Annotated in this window: 18 protein-coding genes and 1 pseudogene; 12 read left to right on the forward strand and 7 right to left on the reverse strand. The window is 70.2% G+C overall.

Features of this window, described 5'->3' with window-relative positions:
- Window positions 1–30: 30 nt before the first annotated feature.
- The 4 genes from ACWDSJ_RS01755 to ACWDSJ_RS01770 all read left to right on the forward strand — a co-directional run bounded on the left by ACWDSJ_RS01755 (window position 31) and on the right by ACWDSJ_RS01770 (window position 2,683).
- Window positions 31–969, forward strand: coding sequence for a cytochrome c oxidase assembly protein (locus ACWDSJ_RS01755; protein ID WP_450028762.1), 939 nt, complete (start codon window positions 31–33; stop codon window positions 967–969).
- Window positions 970–980: 11 nt separating this feature from the next.
- Entirely contained in the window at window positions 981–1,466 is a 486-nt protein-coding gene (locus ACWDSJ_RS01760) for a DUF3558 family protein (RefSeq protein ID WP_450028763.1), read from the forward strand.
- Between the two features lie 4 nt (window positions 1,467–1,470).
- Window positions 1,471–1,986 carry a DUF3558 family protein gene (locus ACWDSJ_RS01765; protein WP_450028764.1) on the forward strand — a complete coding sequence of 172 codons (516 nt, stop codon included), beginning with the start codon at window positions 1,471–1,473 and terminating at the stop codon, window positions 1,984–1,986.
- 259 nt (window positions 1,987–2,245) lie between these two features.
- Complete coding sequence (locus tag ACWDSJ_RS01770) at window positions 2,246–2,683, forward strand: hypothetical protein (RefSeq protein ID WP_450028765.1); 438 nt, start codon at window positions 2,246–2,248, stop codon at window positions 2,681–2,683.
- Between the two features lie 29 nt (window positions 2,684–2,712).
- Here ACWDSJ_RS01770 and ACWDSJ_RS01775 read toward each other — a convergent pair whose 3' ends face one another.
- The 4 genes from ACWDSJ_RS01775 to ACWDSJ_RS01790 all read right to left on the reverse strand — a co-directional run bounded on the left by ACWDSJ_RS01775 (window position 2,713) and on the right by ACWDSJ_RS01790 (window position 6,817).
- Window positions 2,713–3,078 (reverse strand): nuclear transport factor 2 family protein, encoded by a 366-nt coding sequence (locus ACWDSJ_RS01775; RefSeq protein WP_450028766.1) that lies wholly within the window; start codon window positions 3,076–3,078, stop codon window positions 2,713–2,715.
- Between the two features lie 102 nt (window positions 3,079–3,180).
- Window positions 3,181–4,863 (reverse strand): VWA domain-containing protein, encoded by a 1,683-nt coding sequence (locus ACWDSJ_RS01780; protein ID WP_450028767.1) that lies wholly within the window; start codon window positions 4,861–4,863, stop codon window positions 3,181–3,183.
- Window positions 4,860–5,645, reverse strand: a complete 786-nt coding sequence (locus tag ACWDSJ_RS01785; protein WP_450028768.1) for an AAA family ATPase — start codon at window positions 5,643–5,645, stop codon at window positions 4,860–4,862. The genes ACWDSJ_RS01780 and ACWDSJ_RS01785 overlap by 4 nt, the downstream gene beginning before the upstream one ends.
- Complete coding sequence (locus ACWDSJ_RS01790; protein ID WP_450028769.1) at window positions 5,642–6,817, reverse strand: spirocyclase AveC family protein; 1,176 nt, start codon at window positions 6,815–6,817, stop codon at window positions 5,642–5,644. The genes ACWDSJ_RS01785 and ACWDSJ_RS01790 overlap by 4 nt, the downstream gene beginning before the upstream one ends.
- A 116-nt stretch (window positions 6,818–6,933) precedes the next feature.
- Between ACWDSJ_RS01790 and ACWDSJ_RS01795 the strand changes: the two genes are divergently transcribed.
- Together ACWDSJ_RS01795 and ACWDSJ_RS01800 are read left to right on the forward strand one after the other, a co-directional pair.
- On the forward strand, window positions 6,934–7,542 hold the full coding sequence (locus tag ACWDSJ_RS01795; RefSeq protein WP_450028770.1) for a TetR/AcrR family transcriptional regulator: 609 nt from the start codon (window positions 6,934–6,936) through the stop codon (window positions 7,540–7,542).
- Between the two features lie 123 nt (window positions 7,543–7,665).
- On the forward strand, window positions 7,666–7,875 hold the full coding sequence (locus ACWDSJ_RS01800) for a hypothetical protein (RefSeq protein ID WP_450028771.1): 210 nt from the start codon (window positions 7,666–7,668) through the stop codon (window positions 7,873–7,875).
- Between the two features lie 3 nt (window positions 7,876–7,878).
- On the opposite strand, the gene ACWDSJ_RS01805 is transcribed toward ACWDSJ_RS01800, so the two are convergent.
- On the reverse strand, window positions 7,879–8,577 hold the full coding sequence (locus ACWDSJ_RS01805; protein WP_450028772.1) for a hypothetical protein: 699 nt from the start codon (window positions 8,575–8,577) through the stop codon (window positions 7,879–7,881).
- 304 nt (window positions 8,578–8,881) lie between these two features.
- Between ACWDSJ_RS01805 and ACWDSJ_RS01810 the strand changes: the two genes are divergently transcribed.
- Both ACWDSJ_RS01810 and ACWDSJ_RS01815 read left to right on the forward strand, forming a co-directional pair.
- On the forward strand, window positions 8,882–10,132 hold the full coding sequence (locus tag ACWDSJ_RS01810; protein ID WP_450028773.1) for an MFS transporter: 1,251 nt from the start codon (window positions 8,882–8,884) through the stop codon (window positions 10,130–10,132).
- A gap of 32 nt (window positions 10,133–10,164) precedes the next feature.
- Window positions 10,165–10,908: pseudogene (locus ACWDSJ_RS01815) on the forward strand (IclR family transcriptional regulator); the annotation flags it as partial.
- Window positions 10,909–10,955: 47 nt separating this feature from the next.
- On the opposite strand, the gene ACWDSJ_RS01820 reads toward ACWDSJ_RS01815, so the two are convergent.
- The gene (locus tag ACWDSJ_RS01820; RefSeq protein ID WP_450028774.1) at window positions 10,956–11,732 is read right to left on the reverse strand and encodes an IclR family transcriptional regulator; all 777 of its coding nucleotides are present in this window, start codon (window positions 11,730–11,732) and stop codon (window positions 10,956–10,958) included.
- Between the two features lie 167 nt (window positions 11,733–11,899).
- Between ACWDSJ_RS01820 and ACWDSJ_RS01825 the strand changes: the two genes are divergently transcribed.
- Genes ACWDSJ_RS01825 through ACWDSJ_RS01835 form a run of 3 tightly spaced genes read left to right on the forward strand, consistent with a single transcriptional unit; the run spans window position 11,900 to window position 15,556 of the window.
- Window positions 11,900–13,456 carry an FAD-dependent monooxygenase gene (locus tag ACWDSJ_RS01825; RefSeq protein WP_450028775.1) on the forward strand — a complete coding sequence of 519 codons (1,557 nt, stop codon included), beginning with the start codon at window positions 11,900–11,902 and terminating at the stop codon, window positions 13,454–13,456.
- On the forward strand, window positions 13,453–14,445 hold the full coding sequence (locus tag ACWDSJ_RS01830; RefSeq protein WP_450028776.1) for a hypothetical protein: 993 nt from the start codon (window positions 13,453–13,455) through the stop codon (window positions 14,443–14,445). Before ACWDSJ_RS01825 ends, ACWDSJ_RS01830 begins: the two co-directional genes overlap by 4 nt.
- 55 nt (window positions 14,446–14,500) lie before the next feature.
- On the forward strand, window positions 14,501–15,556 hold the full coding sequence (locus ACWDSJ_RS01835; protein ID WP_450028777.1) for a hypothetical protein: 1,056 nt from the start codon (window positions 14,501–14,503) through the stop codon (window positions 15,554–15,556).
- Between the two features lie 31 nt (window positions 15,557–15,587).
- On the opposite strand, the gene ACWDSJ_RS01840 is transcribed toward ACWDSJ_RS01835, so the two are convergent.
- Window positions 15,588–16,262: a TetR family transcriptional regulator gene (locus tag ACWDSJ_RS01840; RefSeq protein ID WP_450028778.1), complete on the reverse strand. Its 675-nt coding sequence runs from the start codon at window positions 16,260–16,262 to the stop codon at window positions 15,588–15,590.
- Window positions 16,263–16,344: 82 nt separating this feature from the next.
- On the opposite strand from ACWDSJ_RS01840, the gene ACWDSJ_RS01845 reads away from it, so the two are divergent.
- Complete coding sequence (locus ACWDSJ_RS01845; protein WP_450028779.1) at window positions 16,345–16,827, forward strand: SRPBCC family protein; 483 nt, start codon at window positions 16,345–16,347, stop codon at window positions 16,825–16,827.
- The last annotated feature ends 54 nt before the right edge of the window (window positions 16,828–16,881 follow it).

The raw sequence follows: 16,881 nt of genomic DNA on the forward strand, positions 1-16,881 counted from the left end.
TCGCGTTCGGGCGGGTGGATACTTGCTGGCGTGGCTTGGGTTTCTGTTCCGTTGACCGTCGGCTCGGCGGTGACCTCGTGGCGGTGGGATCTGTCGACGCTCGTGGTGACCGCCGCGCTGGGTGGTGGGTACGGGGTGGCGCGAGTGCGGGGGCGGGCCGGGGTGCCGGGATGGCGGGTGGTCGTGTTCTCGGTGGTGGGGCTGGGGGTGTGGCTGATGGCCGGGATCGGGGTCGTGGGGGTGTATTCGGGGACCTTGTTCTGGGTGCGGGCCTTGCAGGTGGTGTTGCTGTTGTATGTGGTGCCGTTCGGGCTGGCCGCGGGGCGGCCGGTGACGGTGCTGCGCGCGGCGCTGGGGTCGGACGGGCGGGCGCGGCTGGACAGGGTCGTGAACTCCGCGCTCGCGCGGGCGGCGACCTATCCCCTCGTATCGTCGGTGGCGATCCTGGCCGCGCCGTGGCTGCTGTTCCTCACCCCGTGGTACGAACTGGTGCTGCGGAACGGGCTCGTCGACGCGGCGACTCGAATCATCCTGGTGGCCATCGGGTTCGGATACTTCTACTCCCGGTTGCAGATCGACCCGGTGCCGCGGCGTTATTCGCAGGGTGTGTCGTTGCTGATCACCATCGTCGAATCGCTCGCCGACGGCATCCTGGGTTTGGTGTTGTGGTTCGGGCCCCTGTGCGCGGCGGACTATTACCTCCAGATCGGCCGCGATTGGGGACCGGACCCGAGGCTGGATCAGATCATCGGCGCCGGGGTCCTATGGATCCTCGGTGACGTGCTGGGCTTGCCGTATCTGCTCACCCTGATGCGGTCCTGGGCCGCCGACGAACGCCGCGCGGCCCGCGACTCGGACGCCGAACTCGACGCGCTGGTCGGCAGTGATCCGCCCGGCGAGCAGCCGCTGCGGCAGGACGGATTGTGGTGGGAGAACGACCCCCAATTGCGGGCGCGGTTCCGCCGATGAGCCCGCACCGGATGAATTCGATTGCGCTGCTGGGTATTTCGGCTCTCGCGCTGGCCGCCTGCGGCACATCGAATCCCCACGCGACCGCGCACCCCACCCCGGCGCAACCGCCGCCGTCGATCCGGCTGGCCGAGTGCGCGGGAATGACCGCCGCGGACGTGGGCGCGGCGGCCGGGCTCGGCGCGGTCACCGCCGTCGCGAGCAACCCCCTGACGTGCCGGTGGGAACACGACCCCGCCGACGCGGTGACATTCAAATGGTTGCGCGGCAGCCCCATCGACGCCTATCGCACCGACCCCGGCCAGAGCCCCCGCGCACCCCTCGACGTGCGCGGGCACCGCGGCTATCGCTGGCAACAGGCCCACTCGTGCGAAGTCGCCGCGGAACTCGGCGCGGGCGAATTCCTCACCTGGACAATCGAATCCGCCCCCGACGCGACGACCGACCCGTGCGCGGGCGCGACGGCACTGGCGGCGGCCACCTTGGACAAGAGCTGACGCGATGACCCGGAAAACCTTCCTCACCCAGGCCGCCGCGGTGATCGTCGCGCTCACCTGCGTCGCGTGCGGCTCCGGCGGGCAGCCCGCGGCACCGCCCGCGCCGCCCCCCAACGGACTCGACGGCTGCGGACCCCTCTCGCCCGATCGGATCGCCGCCGCGGCCGGAATACGCCAGGCCCGGCAGCTGACCGCGCCGACCGTCTGCGCCTGGACGGGGGAGTCGACCCTCGCGGGCGGCGGCGCCGTCGACATCACCTACGGCTGGCTACGGAACAACTCGCTGCTGCTCGACCGCGACACCGCCGCCGCGCTCGGCTACCGCACCGAGAACACCGTCACCGCGAGTTTCGGCGGCTTCTACTGGCACGACCCGCGCGACCCCGGCGCGTGCGGTGTCTCGGCGGCCGACTCCGGAACGGTGACCTGGTGGATACGCCACCGCGATCACTCGCCCCGGCCCGATCCCTGCGCGGCGGCATGGCAATTGACCGCCGACACCGTCAAACTCGACGGCTGACCGATCTCGGCGGGGCGAGATTGTTCCTTCCCGCGAATGCGGCTCTGAGTGTCCGGTCACAAATATGTGACCGGCTTCGCGCTCGACCGGATCCGGTCGGGGCGACGAACCCGAACGCCGTGGAGCCGCGGCAATGCGGGTGAACGAGATCGCAAGTGGCAGAACCCGACACAACGACGTGGGGCGGGATCGGGCGAAGAACGACCACGGACGCCGGGCCGGGCGCTAGCGTGTAGGGCCTGCACATGGAAAGGACACCATGCACGCTCGTACCTGTGGTTCTGTCGTCGCAACCGCCATCCTCGGTGGCGCGCTGCTGGTGCAGGCCGCGTCGGCCTCCGCCGAGTCGCACACCGAGATGCCGACGCTGTCCGCGCAGTTCGACGGCGGCCTGTGCACGACGACCCTCAATGCCAAGGTCAATATCTTCGATGACAGCGACCAGGTCGCCCTCGGCTATCAGACCGCTGACATCGCGGGCACCGGCAGCGCCGGATGTGGATCGTCGCTGGTCGCGGTCGTCAACTGGCGCAATGTGGACAGTGGTGGGGTCGGCAGTGTGTCCCGGCGCGTGTTCCACAACGAGACCAACTCGATATCCTTCGCCCCCGGCCCGGGCCGGATCGCGATCGAGCTGACCACCCTCGGCGCCCATGTCCCCGACGCGTCCCGTGCCGAGGTGGTCATGCACGGCTGATCGCTGTCCGGGCCCGCGGTCACGTCCTCCTAGAAGGTGGCGGTCTCGAAGACCACCTCGTTGTTCTTGATGTGGTAGGTCTCGGTTCCGCTCCGGCCGTTCCCGAGATCGAAGGCGAGATAGACGTATTCGCCGATCGCCTCCTTGCGGGTGAAGGTCGGGGTGGCGGCGGTGTCGAAGGCGTCGGGGTTGTCGAGCAGACTCTTCAGGAAGGTCTTCATCGCGTTCTTGCCGACGAGGGGTTCGGGGGACAGCGTCGTGATGATGACGGTGTCCTCGGAATAGTCGGCGGCGATCGTGTCGACGTCGCCCGTGGCCATTGCCGCGATGTGCCGATCCACCACTGCCATCGACGCTTCGGCGATCTTGTCCATGAGTTCTCCTCTGTCCGTCACGGCTGAATCCGCGGCCGCGATGTCATGGAGTCTGCTGGGTTCCATCGGCGACGGATGTCCAGGAATCGGACACGGCCACCCGTCGGGTACCGGTTCGACGGCTCAGTGGAGAACTGGTCTGGGTGCGCTGAGTTCTCGTAGCGCGCCGAGGAACAGTTCGTCCATTCGGGGGCTCAGCTCGGCGAGGGTGGCCGCACCCGCGTAGCCGACCGGTCCGAAGACGCGTTCGAGCGCTTCGGTGTCGGGGCCGCCGCCGAGGGACAGGCACAGGCATCCGACACCGTCGCCGCGGAGTTCTTCGAGGGCCTTGCGGGCATCGGCTTCGGCGTATCGGCCTTCGTAGCCATCGTCGTAGGGGAACCCGTCCGACAGCACGAGCAGGAGCCGATTCGGTGTGCCCGCTTGGGTTTTGAGGATTTCTCCCGCGCCGCGGATGCCCGCGCCGAGACGCGTGTACCCGAAGGATTGGAGCTGATTGAGCCGGGCTCGCCCGACGGCGCCGAACCGCTGCCCGAACGTCTTGATCGCCGGGAGGTGCACCGCGTGACGGCCCTCGGAGCGGAAGGCGTAGACCGCGACCCGATCGCCGAGTTCTTCGAGGGTGACCGCGAGCGTGGCGGCGGCCCGGCGCTGGTGGTCGTGGACGGCGAGTCCGTCGGGGTCGGTGTCGGTGGCCGATCCGGAGGCGTCGAGCAGGATGAGGACACCGAGATCGCGGGCCAGCTTGCGGTGCTCACGATAGACGTGTTCGGGCGGCGAGTAACCGGAGCGCAGGTCGACGAACAGGTCGATGAGCGCCTCGAGATCGAGGTCCTCGCCGTCGGGGCGACCCCGAAAAGCCTTGGGCCCCAGACCGACCCGGGCCAGGCGTCGGGCCAGGACGTCGTCGGCCGCGACACCGGCGGCGGCGATGTCCGCGTCGGCGGTGAACGGAAAGTCGATCACCCGGCACCACCGCGGGCGGTATCGGCCTTGGTGGACATCCCATTCCGGATACAGGGCCCCGCCCACACCGACCGCGGCGCCCGGCTTGCCGTCGTCGGTGAACTGGATCCGGGTGGGCAGCGGCCGTGCCTGCGCTCCGATCACGCGCGCGCGGCGCACCGCCCGCACCGGCGCCTCGGCACCGGCGGGCCCGTCCCCGGCGGACCGTGTACTGCCGAACTGCTTGCGGAAGAAGTCCATCAGGATGCGTGAACCGAACAGCGGATTCTCGAACAGTTTCGCGATCTTGCTCTCCCCTGGCTGTTCTGCGTCGCCGTCGTCGGCTTCGGGCACGTCGAGGGGATCGAATTCCAGGCGCAACTCCCGGTCGGTGGGCCGGGTGCCCGCTCCGTCGGCCGATGCCACCAGCCGGGACGGTTTGATGACGCCGAACCAGTCCGGTGGATCGGCGACCGGGTTCCGGCCCCGAGCCACATCGAGCGAGTCGTCCGCAGTCGCGGTGCTCGGCTCATCGGCGGCCAGTTCGGCGACAAGGGGCACCAGCCGGGCGAGTTCGCCGAGCACCCTCCGCCCTTCGAGGGACAGGTAGCGGCGCGCGACCGCGGGCCGGGCCCGCAACGCCTCAACCCGGTGCGGCGCAAGGCTTCCCGCGCCGAGCAGCGCGGCCTGCACCAGCATTTCGCGGCGCTGCTCGGCGACGGACCCCGCCGTGACGAAGACGGCCTGCCCGTTGGTGTGCGCTGCCTGCCCGGCCGGTGCCGGGGCGACCTCGACGGCCCGACCGGCGAGGAAGGTGGCGAGCAGCCGGAACCGGTCGAGGCCGTGCGCGTCGGCCGTCATGATCGCGGCAGGACGGCGTCGACGAGTTCGCCGAGCGCGCGCACGACCTCGTGATCGTCCGACAGCGCCCGCACGATCGCGGACCGCGCGGCGCCGCGCAGACTCAGCCCTTCGGCGACCAGACCGGCGGCGAGGATCAGCATCCGGGTGGACGCCACCTCTCGCAGAGGTGACCCGTCCAGGGTGCGAACGGCGTTACCCAGCGTCACCAGCGCCCGCGCGGTGTCCTCGTCGACCCCGGCTTCGTAGGCGATCACCTCGGTCTCGATCTCGGCGGGCGGGAATCCGAGTTCGATGGCGACGAACCGCTGCCGGGTCGACTCCTTGAGGTTCTTCAGCACGCTCTGATAGCCCGGGTTGTAGGAGATCACGAGCTGGAATCCCGGCGCCGCGCGCAGCGTCGTGCCGAGTCGATCGACCGGGAGCTCGCGGCGGTGATCGGCCAGCGGATGGATGACCACCGTGGTGTCCTGACGCGCTTCCACCACCTCGTCCAGGTAGAAGATCGCGCCCGCCCGCACAGCGCGGGTCAGGGGACCGTCCACCCACACCGTCTCCCCGCCCTTCAGCAGGAACCGTCCCACCAGGTCCGCCGACGTCATATCCTCGTGTCCCGCGACAGTGATCAGCTCGCGGCCGAGTTCGGCGGCCATGGCCTCCACGAACCGTGTCTTCCCGCATCCGGTGGGACCTTTCAGCAAGACCGGCAGGCCGCGCCCCGCCGCGGCGCGGAAGACCTCCACCTCGTCGCCGACCGCTTTGTAGAACGGGGGCGCCGTCATCGGTTTCCCCGTTCGAACGGAACGATTTTCGGCAGCTCTTTCCCCTCGGGCAGCACGAGGTGTCCGTCGGGATCGATGTAGCCGGTGCCCTTGCCGGGTATCGGAAGCACCGGGTCCGGACACAGCCGCCCGGTCCCTTCGCCGCAGATGCCCATATCGAAGTACGACCGCTTCTGGATGTCCTCGGGCCAGGACTCCGCGTGCATGCCCAGCCACTGCGCGGGAACGTTGTAGAACACGAAGAAGAACATGCTGCACGCCGCGAAGATCGCCAGGAAACGCATGGTCTGCCGCTTCACGAATCCGCCCTGGATCCGTTCCAGCCCGCGTTCGACGAATGTCCGGCCCCGGTCGTCGGTGAAGTAGCGCAGCGCGCACAGGCCCGCCTGCACACCGCCCCACATCAACCCCTCGTACAGCGGCCACTGGTAGTAGGTGCCCGCGTTGATCGAAAGGGATTTGATGGCGCCGGGATAGGTGAACAGCCCCATCGGCATGAGGAACAGGCCCTCGATGACGAAGTCGAAGACGAACGTCCACGCGATGAGCACGCCGATCAACCCGTAGTTGTTGATCCTCGGCCGGAATGCCTTGGCGCGGCGCATGATCCAACAACCCAGGATCGTGCACAGCAGTACTCCGTAGGAGTAGCCGGGCGCGTTCATCAGGATCGGTTCGGCCATCATGTGACCCGGCTCCGCGTACGAGCGCCAGCCCGGGATGTACGGCACCCACGAGCCCATGTTCCACATCCACGTGTTGTAGGTGCTCCACGTGTTGAAGTAGTTCAGCAGCGGATCCTGGAACCACAGCAGCCCGCACGCCACCAGCAGCATCCCGTCGAGCGTGATGCGCCGCTCCCGCCGCCACGGCCGAACGATGAAGTAGTAGAGGCCGACCGGCAGGCCGACGATGATCACCACCGTCCATGTGATGAGCACCGCCTTCATCAACGTCGGCGGATCACTCGGCCCCGGCGGCACCCGCTCGAAATGCGGGCCCGTCACCCACCGGATCCACACGTACAGCTGAAAAGCCAGGATCAGGCCGCCGATCACCGCCCAGACCCGCACCGGGTTCGACTTCGACGGGGGCCGGGCGCCCAGCGCGGCCACCCGGGCGGCGGGTTCGGCGACAACGGGCACGGTCTTGCTGTCCGACGGTCCGCTCATGACACCGTCTCCTTCACGATCGTCGTGATGCAGCGCTCGCTGCCGACCCAGCCAATATACCCATGGGTATCTGGGTGACCAATCGTTTTCTCGGATTCCTTCGGTATGCTCGGGACATGGTTGAGCGGTGGACGGTGGAGCGGCGCCTCGAACACACCCGTTCGTTACTGCTGGACGCCGCGGAGGCGGTGTTCGCCGAAAAAGGTTTCATGTCAGCGACTCTCGACGACATCGCCCGCACGGCGGGCTACACCAAAGGCGCGATCTACAAGCACTTCTCCGCCAAGGAAGACCTCTTCCTAGCCGTGAACGACCGCTACTGGCGCCGCTACTTCGACACCTTCTCCGAGGTGATCGCCGCGGCCACCGAGGTCGGCGCGCACGAACTCGACGAGATCGCCCGCCGCTGGCGGCAACTCGGCGATGAGCGGGGCGCCGGGCAGGCCGCACTCGGCCACGAGTTCACCCTGTACCTGCTGCGCAACCCCGACGCGCGAGAACGAGTCGCGGCCAAGCGATCCGAGGTCGCCCGCGCGCTCGCCACCTTCGTCACCGAGGGCCTCGACCGCATCGGCGCCACGTTGTCGATCCCGGCCCTGACCTTCGCGCACGTCCTGATCGCCACCACCGACGCCGTCGAACTCGGCAGCCAGCTCGACGACCTCGACCTCTACCGGCCGATCCTCGAAATGTACGTCTCCGCAATCAAACTGCCGGACCGGTGAGCTAGGGCCGACCTGGCCGAACGGCAGCTGGTGCGGACTCCGTACCGCGATATACTGTGCCCCAACGGATCTCACGCGTTCGGCCGGGAGCCGGAGTTCGGGGAGGCGGTTGCGGTGAAGCGGGTGTTTTCCTTACTGGTCTTCGTCTGGTTGCTGGTGGGGTTGCTCTCCGCGGGGCAGCGCGGATATCTCACCTCGGTATCCGCCAGCTGCCGGGGATACTGGACCATCGTCTTGACCGTGGCGGCCGGTCCGGTGAACTACCTCGGTGTCCGTCCCTCGGTGTCCGGCTGCCACTTTCCCGATCCGACCCCGCCGTCGACGGGACGGTAGGGGTTACTTCTGCGGGGCGGGCGGGGGCTCGTTGATCGTGGTGAAGTACTGGATCGCGGCCATGATCGCGACGGGTGCGGTGATGAGCAGCTGGCCCGCGAGGGTGCCCAGGGCGCCGACCGCGATGATGCCGCCCAGGCAGCCGACGGCGGCCGCGGGGATGAACGCCCCGAACAGGCCGACGATGGCCGCGGCGGCGACCGTGGCGCCCGCGATACCGCCCAGCACGCATCCGACCGCGGCGCCGCCGATGCCGCCCACCAGCGAGCCGATCGTCGCGCCGGTGGTGATGGTCTGGAACATCCGGTTCCAGGCCGCCTGCTCACGGTCGTAGGGGGTCTTCCACGGGGCCGAGTCCTCGAAGGGGAGCGCGACGGGTTGATAGGTCGCGTGGGCGAGATCGAACCGCGGCGTGAGAGTGGCCGTGCGCCCGTGGATGTCGGCGGCGATCGGGAAGACGAAATCGTCGACGCGGAAGGACAATTGGGTTCCCGCCAGGACGGTGCCGTCCGGCGCCGCGATGGTGAACACCCCGTTGTCGGCGGACAGCGTTCCGGCGTCGGTGGTGACGGCCATGGCCGTGGGAGTGGTCTGCGCCTGGTAGTGGACCGGATCGGCCGACGCCGGATCCGCCGCCGCGGTACCCGCGGCTATTCCCACGATCGCCGCGACCGTGGCGGTGGTGCCGACGAATTTCCTCATCGTGATACTCCTTTGTACCGATCGGCCGACCGGTCTTCGCGCGCAAGGGATTTCGTCACGCGCCCGGCGGGCCGGTGTTCGATCCGAAGCCGGTTGTGCTGGATCACAGGGATGCTAGGAAGTCGCCGCCCCCGGCGGAACCGACGGTCCTGAACCGTAGGACGGGCCGGGCACGCCGACGAGACGGCGATCACAGCACTTGTGCCACTGAGTGGAACGCCGCGCGAGCCGCGCCACCCCCGCCGCCCACAGTGACACGTGTCAGTTCTCGCGCGGTTCGCGCGGCCTCTCGAAGGAGTTCCCCTTGGCCTCGACGACGACGCCACCGTCCCCCGGAAAACGACACCTCGCCGTTCTGGCGCTGGGGTCGGTGATCCTTTCCGTGGACGGGTACGACCTGTTCACCGTCGGCACGATCGGGCCCAGCTTGCTGCACGATCGCTCGTGGGGGGCCACGCCGTCGACCCTCGGCACACTGGGCAGCGTCACCGCGCTCGGTATGCCGTTCGGTTCCATCCTCGCCGGCTGGGCCGCCGATCGGTGGGGGCGGCGGCTGCCCCTGACGATCGTGATGGTGTGGATCTCGGCCGCCATGCTCGCCGCCGCGCTGGCGCCCGACCTCACGGCGCTGGGCCTGGCCCGATTCTGCACCGGCATCGGGATCGGCGCGCTGGCCCCGCTGGTCGGGGCGGCGGTCAGCGACGGGGCGCCGCCGCGGCGGCGGACCCTGCATCTGGCCATCGCGATGGGGTCCATCGGAATCGGCGGTACCGTGTCCGCGCTGCTGGGGCGAATCCTGTTGTCGCACGTGCATTTCCAGACGCTGTTCCTGATCGGCGCGCTGGCCGTCGTGCTGGCCCCGGTGATCTGGTGGGTGTTCCCCGCCGGGCTACCGCACCGCGACGACGAGCCGCGGCGGGTGCCCGCCCGTGAGTTGTTCACCGCGGACCGGCGCGGTCCGACGCTCCTGTTCTGGGTCGCGACCTTCGCCAGCATGGCCCTGGTGTACAGCACCACCGCCTGGCTGCCGACGGTGCTGGTCCGCAACGGATACAGCCTCAACTCCTCGCTGGAGTTCACGATCGTGTTCACCATCGGCGCGAGCGCGGGCGGGCTGCTCATGGCCGTGCCGTCCGATCGCGGGCACCTGAAGGGGGCGACGGTGTTCACCTTCGGCCTGGCCGCGGCCGCGCTGCTCGCGCTGAGCAGCAAGCAGCCGCACGCGGTGCTGCTGGTGGTCTCCGCGATGGCCGGGCTCGGCTCGCTGGGCTGTCAGAACATGATCATCTCGTACATGGCCCGCTACTATCCGCCTCGATTGCGCGGCACCGCACTGGGATTGGGGCTGGGGGTGGGGCGGCTCGGCTCGATCGTGGGACCGACGTATCTGTCGATCGCGACCTCGCTGAACGACTCCCCGCGGGCGGGTTTCGTCGCCTTCGTGGTGCCCGCGCTGCTGGGCGTCATCGTGGTGAGCTTCCTGCCCGCCACCCGCGGTCGTCCCGAACAATCCGCTCCCCCCGCCGTGGCCCCGATCGCCGTGGAACCGTTGTGACAGCGGCGATTTCGCGGACGAGCGCGGTCTCGGTGGCGCGCCCGGCGTTCGCGCCGGGCGGCTACCGCGGCCGCAACACCACCGCCGACCGCGCCCTGGACCTGTTGTCGCTGTTCACCGTCGACAAGCCGGTCTGGACGGCGAACGAGATCGCCGCCGCGCTCGGCGTGGCCCGTTCGACCGGATACCGGTACCTGCAGAGTCTGGTCGGTTCGGGCTTCGTCCAGGAGACCGACGGCGGATTTCGATTGGGCCACAAGATCTTCGAGCTGTACCGGGCCGCGCGGGCCGTCCCGGACCTGTCGGAGGTGGCCCTGCCGGTGATGCGGGCGCTGGCCGCGCGGTTCGAGGAGACGGTGGTGCTCACGCGGCGGTCGGGGCCGTGGGCGGTGTGCGTGGACACCGTCGAGTGGCGGCGACGGCCCCCCGTGTCCTACCGCGTCGGCGAGGTGCTGCCGATCAACGCCGGGGCGGCGGCGCAGGCGCTGCTGGCCTGGGCGGACCCCGACGAGCAGGCGGCGATCCTGCGGCGGGGGACCCTGCCGTCGTTCACCGCGCGCACCGTCACCGATCCCGCCGAACTGCGTAAACGCTTGGGCCGCATCCGCTCTCGTGGCGTCGCGGTGACCCACGGCGAACTCGACGAGCACATCGTCGGCGTGGCCGCGCCGATCCGCGACCGCGGCGGCGCCGTGCGCGCGGTGATCAGCCTCGCCGCCGCGGCCGGGCCGCGGACGCCCGCCGAATCGGCGCGCCTCGAGACCGCGGTGCGCGAGGCGGCGGCGGTCGTCGCGGCCCGGCTCGACGCCGACGCGCGGCGAGGTCAGTCCGACCAGCCCTTGCCCGCGTTCGCCGACGTCAGCTGGCGCGACACCGCGCGCGAGATCGCGATCACCGCCGGGCGCAGCGCGGCCGGTTCCACCCGGCCGGTGGGCGCGACGGCCGACAGCGCCGCGACCACGACGGAGCGGGCGCCGAAGACCGGCGCGGCGACCGATGTCATCGGTTCGGGGTAGGGGCGGCTCATGACCGCGATGCCGTCCTTGCGGACCCGTGCCAGGGTCCGCCGCAGATCCTCGGGGGAGAGGGTGTCGTGCTCGGGTTCCAGCCTCAGCTCTCCCCGCAGGATCGCCTCCTGCACCGCCGCGGGCGCGTTGGCGAGCAACGCCAGCCCGACGCCCGTGGCGTGCAACGGCATTCGCCCGCCCACCCGGAACATCACCCGGCCCGCGTCGTGAGCCGACAGTCGATCGATCAGCACCGCCTCGTATCCGTCGCGGACCGCCAGCAGCACATGTTGTCCGGTGGCCAGATGCAGATCCTCGAGGTACGGCAGGGCGATGCGGCGCAGCCGCTGACTGCGCGGGGCCATCGCGCCGATCTCGTAGAGCCGCAGTCCGATCACGTACTGCCCGTCGGGCGTGCGTTCCAGCGCGCCCAGCTCCACGAGCCGGGTCGCCAGGCGCAGCGCCGTGGATTTGGGCAGTCCGCTGCGCGCGCTCAGCGACGTCAGCGTGAGCCGTTCCTCGGCGGCGGTGAACGCCTCCAGGATTCGGAACGCGCGATCCAGCACCGGCTCCCCGCCGTTCTCACCCGCCACGGCCGTACCTCCGCCTGTGCCACTGAATGGAATCGACCGGGCGCGGTGCGATTCCCTTCCCCGACGATAGCGACACGGCCGGACCGCGTCCTCCGCGCCCCGGACGCGCACCGCGTCCGGCTCGGCGCGCCCTCGAATCCTCACTCGCACAAGGAGTTTCGACGCTCGTGACCACACATGTCCCCGTCCTCGTCGCCGGTGGCGGCCCGGTCGGGCTCGCGACCGCCCTGGAGCTCGCCCATCACGGGGTGCGCAGCCTCGTCGTGGAACCCCGCACGGAGGTGTCGTGGCTGCGCCCGCGCGCCAAGACCACCTCCGCCCGGACGATGGAGTTGTTCCGGCGCTGGGGGATCGCCGACGCGGTGCGCGCCGAGGCCCCGTTACCCGTGTCCTGGTCGGATCGGGTGGTGTTCACCACCGGCCTGCTGGGCCGCGAGATCACCTGGTTCGACCGGTGTTTCGGGCTCGACCTCGGCGGCGACGACCGCGCGGCCGAGGCGGGGCAGCAGATTCCGCAGCCCGTGCTCGAACAGGTACTCCGGGCGGAGGTGACCTCGAATCCGCTGACCACCCTGGCGACGGGCTGGACCCTGGCCGCCGTGGCCGAGGACCCGCACGGGGTGGCGGCGACGCTCACCGGCCCCGACACCGATGACCGCCGAGTGCGGGCCGACTATCTCGTCGGCGCGGACGGCGCGGCGAGCACCGTCCGGGCGGCGATCGGCGCGCGGTATGTCGGCAGCGCGGACGAACGACCCAATTACAACATCGTCTTCCGCGCTCCCGGTCTCGCCGAACAAGTTCCGCACGGTCCCGCGGTCCACTACTGGGTGCTCGGCGCGACGCAGCCGGGCATGCTCGGGCGGCTGGATCTGACCGACACCTGGTGGGCCATCGCGCAGGGCTTGTCCGCCGAGCGCGGCGACGCCGACCCGCTGCGCGTCGTGCGGAACCTGGTGGGCGCGGACATCGACGCCGAGATCCTGGCCACCGATCCGTGGACGGCCAAGATGCTGCTCGCCGACAGCTACGGCACCGACCGCGTCTTCCTCGCCGGGGACGCCGCGCACCTGAATCCGCCGTGGGGCGGCCACGGCTTCAACACCGGTATCGGCGACGCGGTCAACCTGGGCTGGAAACTCGCCGCCGTCGTGCACGGCTGGGCGCCGTCGACCCTGCTGAAAAGCTATGCCGCCGAACGCGAACCGATCGCGCGGCGCACCATCGCCGAGGCCGTCCGCAACATGGCCGTGCTGGGGCCCGAACTCGCCGATCCTCGACTGCACGGCAGCGCGGCCGAATTCGAGCTGGCCCGGCCGCTCGTGGCGCGGGCGGTCCAGGAGGCCAAGGACAGCGAGTTCCACAGTCTGGACCTGGTGCTGGACTACACCTATCGCGGCTCCCCGGTGCTCTGCGACAGCGGCGGACCCCGGCTGCCACACCGATGGCTGGGACCGGGGGATTCGCTCTACGACCATCTGGGCCCGGAGTTCACCCTCCTCGGCGACGCCCGCCATCCCCTGGTGCCGGAGTTCGCCGATGCCGCTGCCGCCCAAGGCATTCCGCTGACGGTGCTGCACCAGCCGGTGGGCGGACTCACCCTGGTGCGGCCCGACCAGCACGTGGCCTGGACGTCGGCGGACGGCGCGGACGCGGCCGCGGTGCTGCGCCGCGCCGTCGGCCACGCGGACCCGATCGACCCCTACGACGAGGAACCGAGATGACGAACGTCGACGAGCACCTGGAAGCCTTCCCGTTCGACCGGCCGCCCGTGGTGCTGCCCCGGCAGGAGGAACTGCTGCTGAGCGATCCGCTCCCGGCGGCCCGGAAACGGTATCGGGATCAACCGCCGCTCGAGGTGGTGCATTTCGACGCCGAATACGTCGAACGGGACTTCGCGCCGCCGCGCGGGGTGTACGAGAGCGACTTCCTGCGCGTGGAATGGCAGACCATGCACGGCCGTCAGCCCTTCTACCACCGCAACTGTGATGTCGACGAGCTGTCCTACGAGGTCACCGGCGAGCGGACCGTGCTCACCGAATGCGGCAGTGTGACAATGCGTCCCGGGGACTTCACCCGGATCCCGGTGGGCCGCGCGCACGACAACTACGGTCTGCGCGATATCCACGTCCTGTTCTACATCCCCGCGCCGGTGACCGAAACGGCTGTCGCGCACCGGGTTTCGGAATACCTGATGCCGCCGTTCGATGGCTGGGAACCGGCCACGGTCAACGAGATGATCACCGAATGCCTCGGCGGCGCCGGACACGACATCGTCATGGCACCGGCCGACGAGCGGACCCTGCTCGAACAGGCCACCCGCGACGCGGAGCGGATGGCCGTGCTGCGCCCGCCCCCGCACGCGCCCGGCACGACGTGGCTGTACTCGTCCTCGGACGTGCTGCTCGGGCGAACCTTCTTTGAGCGGTCCGCGGGCCGCGTCTATCGCCGGATCCGCAATGCCGAGGAGATCCACTATCAGCTCGCGGGCACCAGGACGCTGGTCACCCAGCGCGGCGTGGTCGAGCTCGAACCCGGCGACTTCGTCCGGATTCCGGTCGGGATCGCGTTCACCAGCATTCACGGCGAACCGAGCGCGCACCTCACCCTGGTGTCCGCCCGCCCGGTACCGCAGGTGGCGCCGGGCACCCGGCAGGCCGAACGACCGGTCCTCGCCCAGCTCGCGGCGCTGCGCGCGGCGGTGCGGGACTGAGCGCGAATTCCGCGCGGGCCGAGACCGATTCGCCCCGCGGCCATAGAATCGAGGGATGATCCGCCTCGGCGCGCACCGTTGTGCGGACCCGATGACCCGGCGCACGGCGTTCACCTTCCTCGTTCCGCACGGGTGGCGGGCGTCGTCGGAGGTGCGGTGGAACGGGCAGTCGCTGTTGAATCCCGTGACACCCACCGCGACCGCGCAGGCCCCCGACGGCAGCGCGTGGCTGGCGTTGTTCCCCAATGGCGCGTTCAGCTGGGTCGACGGCGGGCGGCGGGCCGAGGGGTCGATGGATTTCGGTGTGCCGATCCTGCGGCCCCGGCCCGCGGCGGAGATGGTGGCGACGGTGTTGTTTCCCTCGGTGCGGCCGGGCGTCGCGGATCTGCGGGTGGTGCGGGTCGAGGCCGAACCCGCGCCGCCGTGGCCGTCGCACCGGCAGCGGACGGTCGCGCCGGGCGACGACAGTGTGCGGGTGACCCTCGAATACACCATGGGCGGCCGGGCTTTTCGCGAGATCGTCGCCCTCGTGTCGCGGGTCGACGCGCCCACGCCGCTGCCGACGATGTGGGGTGTCGAGCAGCTGCGCTATTGGTTCACCTTCCCGGCCCTGTCCGTCGGTGCGGCGCTGGACCGGTGGGACGAGCACGCGCCGACCCTGGACGCCCTGCGCCGCACATTCCGTGTCGAGCCGGACTGGATCACCGCGCTGGAGACCGTGTTCCGGCAGCTGGCGGGCAATGCCCTGGATCAGCAGCAGGCGTGGTTCGCCGCGCAGCAGGCCGCGCACCGGGCGCAGGTGGCGTGGGGCGATCAGCTCGTGCAGCAGGGCCGGGAGCTCTCGGCCGCCGCCGACGCCGCTGTCGTCGGTGGCTGGGAGCAGCGCGAGCGGACCTACGACCGCGTCTACGACGACCAGTATCTGGCGACGATGGGCGTCGCGCGCTACGACGACCCCGCCCAGCCCGTGCCCGTCGAGTTGCCCTACGGCTACGACAGCGTGTGGAGCGACGGTCAGGGCGACTATGTGCTGTCGGAGGATCCGTCCTACGACCCCAATGTCGGCGCGGGGCCCGGACCGACATGGCAGCGGCTGCGCAAGGCCGACTGATCGGCGGGGGATTCGTCTCGGGTCCGGGTGTTCACCGCGACTCGTCGGGTGGTGGATTCCATGGCCCCAGTCCGGTCCGGAGGAGCCGGGCGGCGCGGTGGACGTCGGCGATCACCGCATCCGAAAGCTGTTGTGGGGGACAGTCTTCGAGAAGATGGCGATGCAGGCTGTCGCCTTGGACGCGCCACAGGCCGAGCAACGCGTGGGCGGCCAGGCGGGGTTCGGGGTCGGTCGGGGACAGGCCGACCCGGGCGGCGAGGGCGGTCGCGGCCGCGTCGGCGAAACGGTCCATCATGCTGCTCTGGTAGGCGCGCAGGGCCGGGGTGCCGCGCAGGAGTTCGCCGAAGCGCCGCAGTCGCGCGGCGGCCTCGCTGCCGCCGGTCGCGAATGTGGCTGTGAGACCGCGGATTTCCTGTTCGAGGATGCGGACGCAGGTGGCCACGGGGTCGTGATCGGGGTCGGCGAGGCCGTCGCGAATGGCGTCCACGGCGGTCTCCAGCCGGTCCAGAACCAGTGCCTCCTTGGCCGGGAAGTAGTTGAACACCGTCTTCTCCGAGACGCCGCACGCGGCGGCCACCTCGCACACCTTCACCGCGTCGAATCCGCGCTCGAGGAACAGGCGGGTCGCGGTGTCGGACAGTCGTTCCCGCGTCAGCCGCTTCTTGCGCTCGCGGACGCCCTCCTCGCGGGCAGTGTGACCTGGCATGGCACCAAGATTAGTACAGTCACTGAAAGTTTGGTGTTAGGATTTTTACAGTCAGTGAACTTTTCCGTTCCGAGGAGCTCGAATGAGCGACATCCACATCGTCCGCGACTACCCCTACTCCCCGATCCAGGTATGGCACGCGGTCACCGACCCGGACCTCGTTCCGTTGTGGACCAGCACCGGCCGAGGCGGCCGCCCGGTCGGCTTCCGGCCCGAGCCCGGAACCCGCTTCCGCTTCGTCGGGAAACCGACCCCGGGCTGGAACGGCGTGGTCGACTGCGAGGTCCTCGAGATCGACCCGCCCCGACTGTTCCGCTACACCTGGACCAGCGGCGAGGGCGGCCAACCCACCACGGTCACCTATCGGATCGAGCCGCACGGGGATGGCACCCGCTTCACCTACGAGCACACCGGCTACACCGGCTTCGGCGGTTTCCTGCTGTCCACGCTGCTGGGCCGGGTCCGCCGCCGGATGCTCTCGGTCGGCCTGCCCGCGGTATTGGCCGACCTCGACGCGGAGGGGCGTCTGCGGCCGGGGAGCACCCTGCGGCCGAAGGCGGTGTGAGGGCCGGGCCGCGGGGGGGGGGGGGCAGCGAACTGCCAGGGGTCGTTGCTGGGC

The organism is Nocardia sp. NPDC003482 (assembly GCF_053588115.1).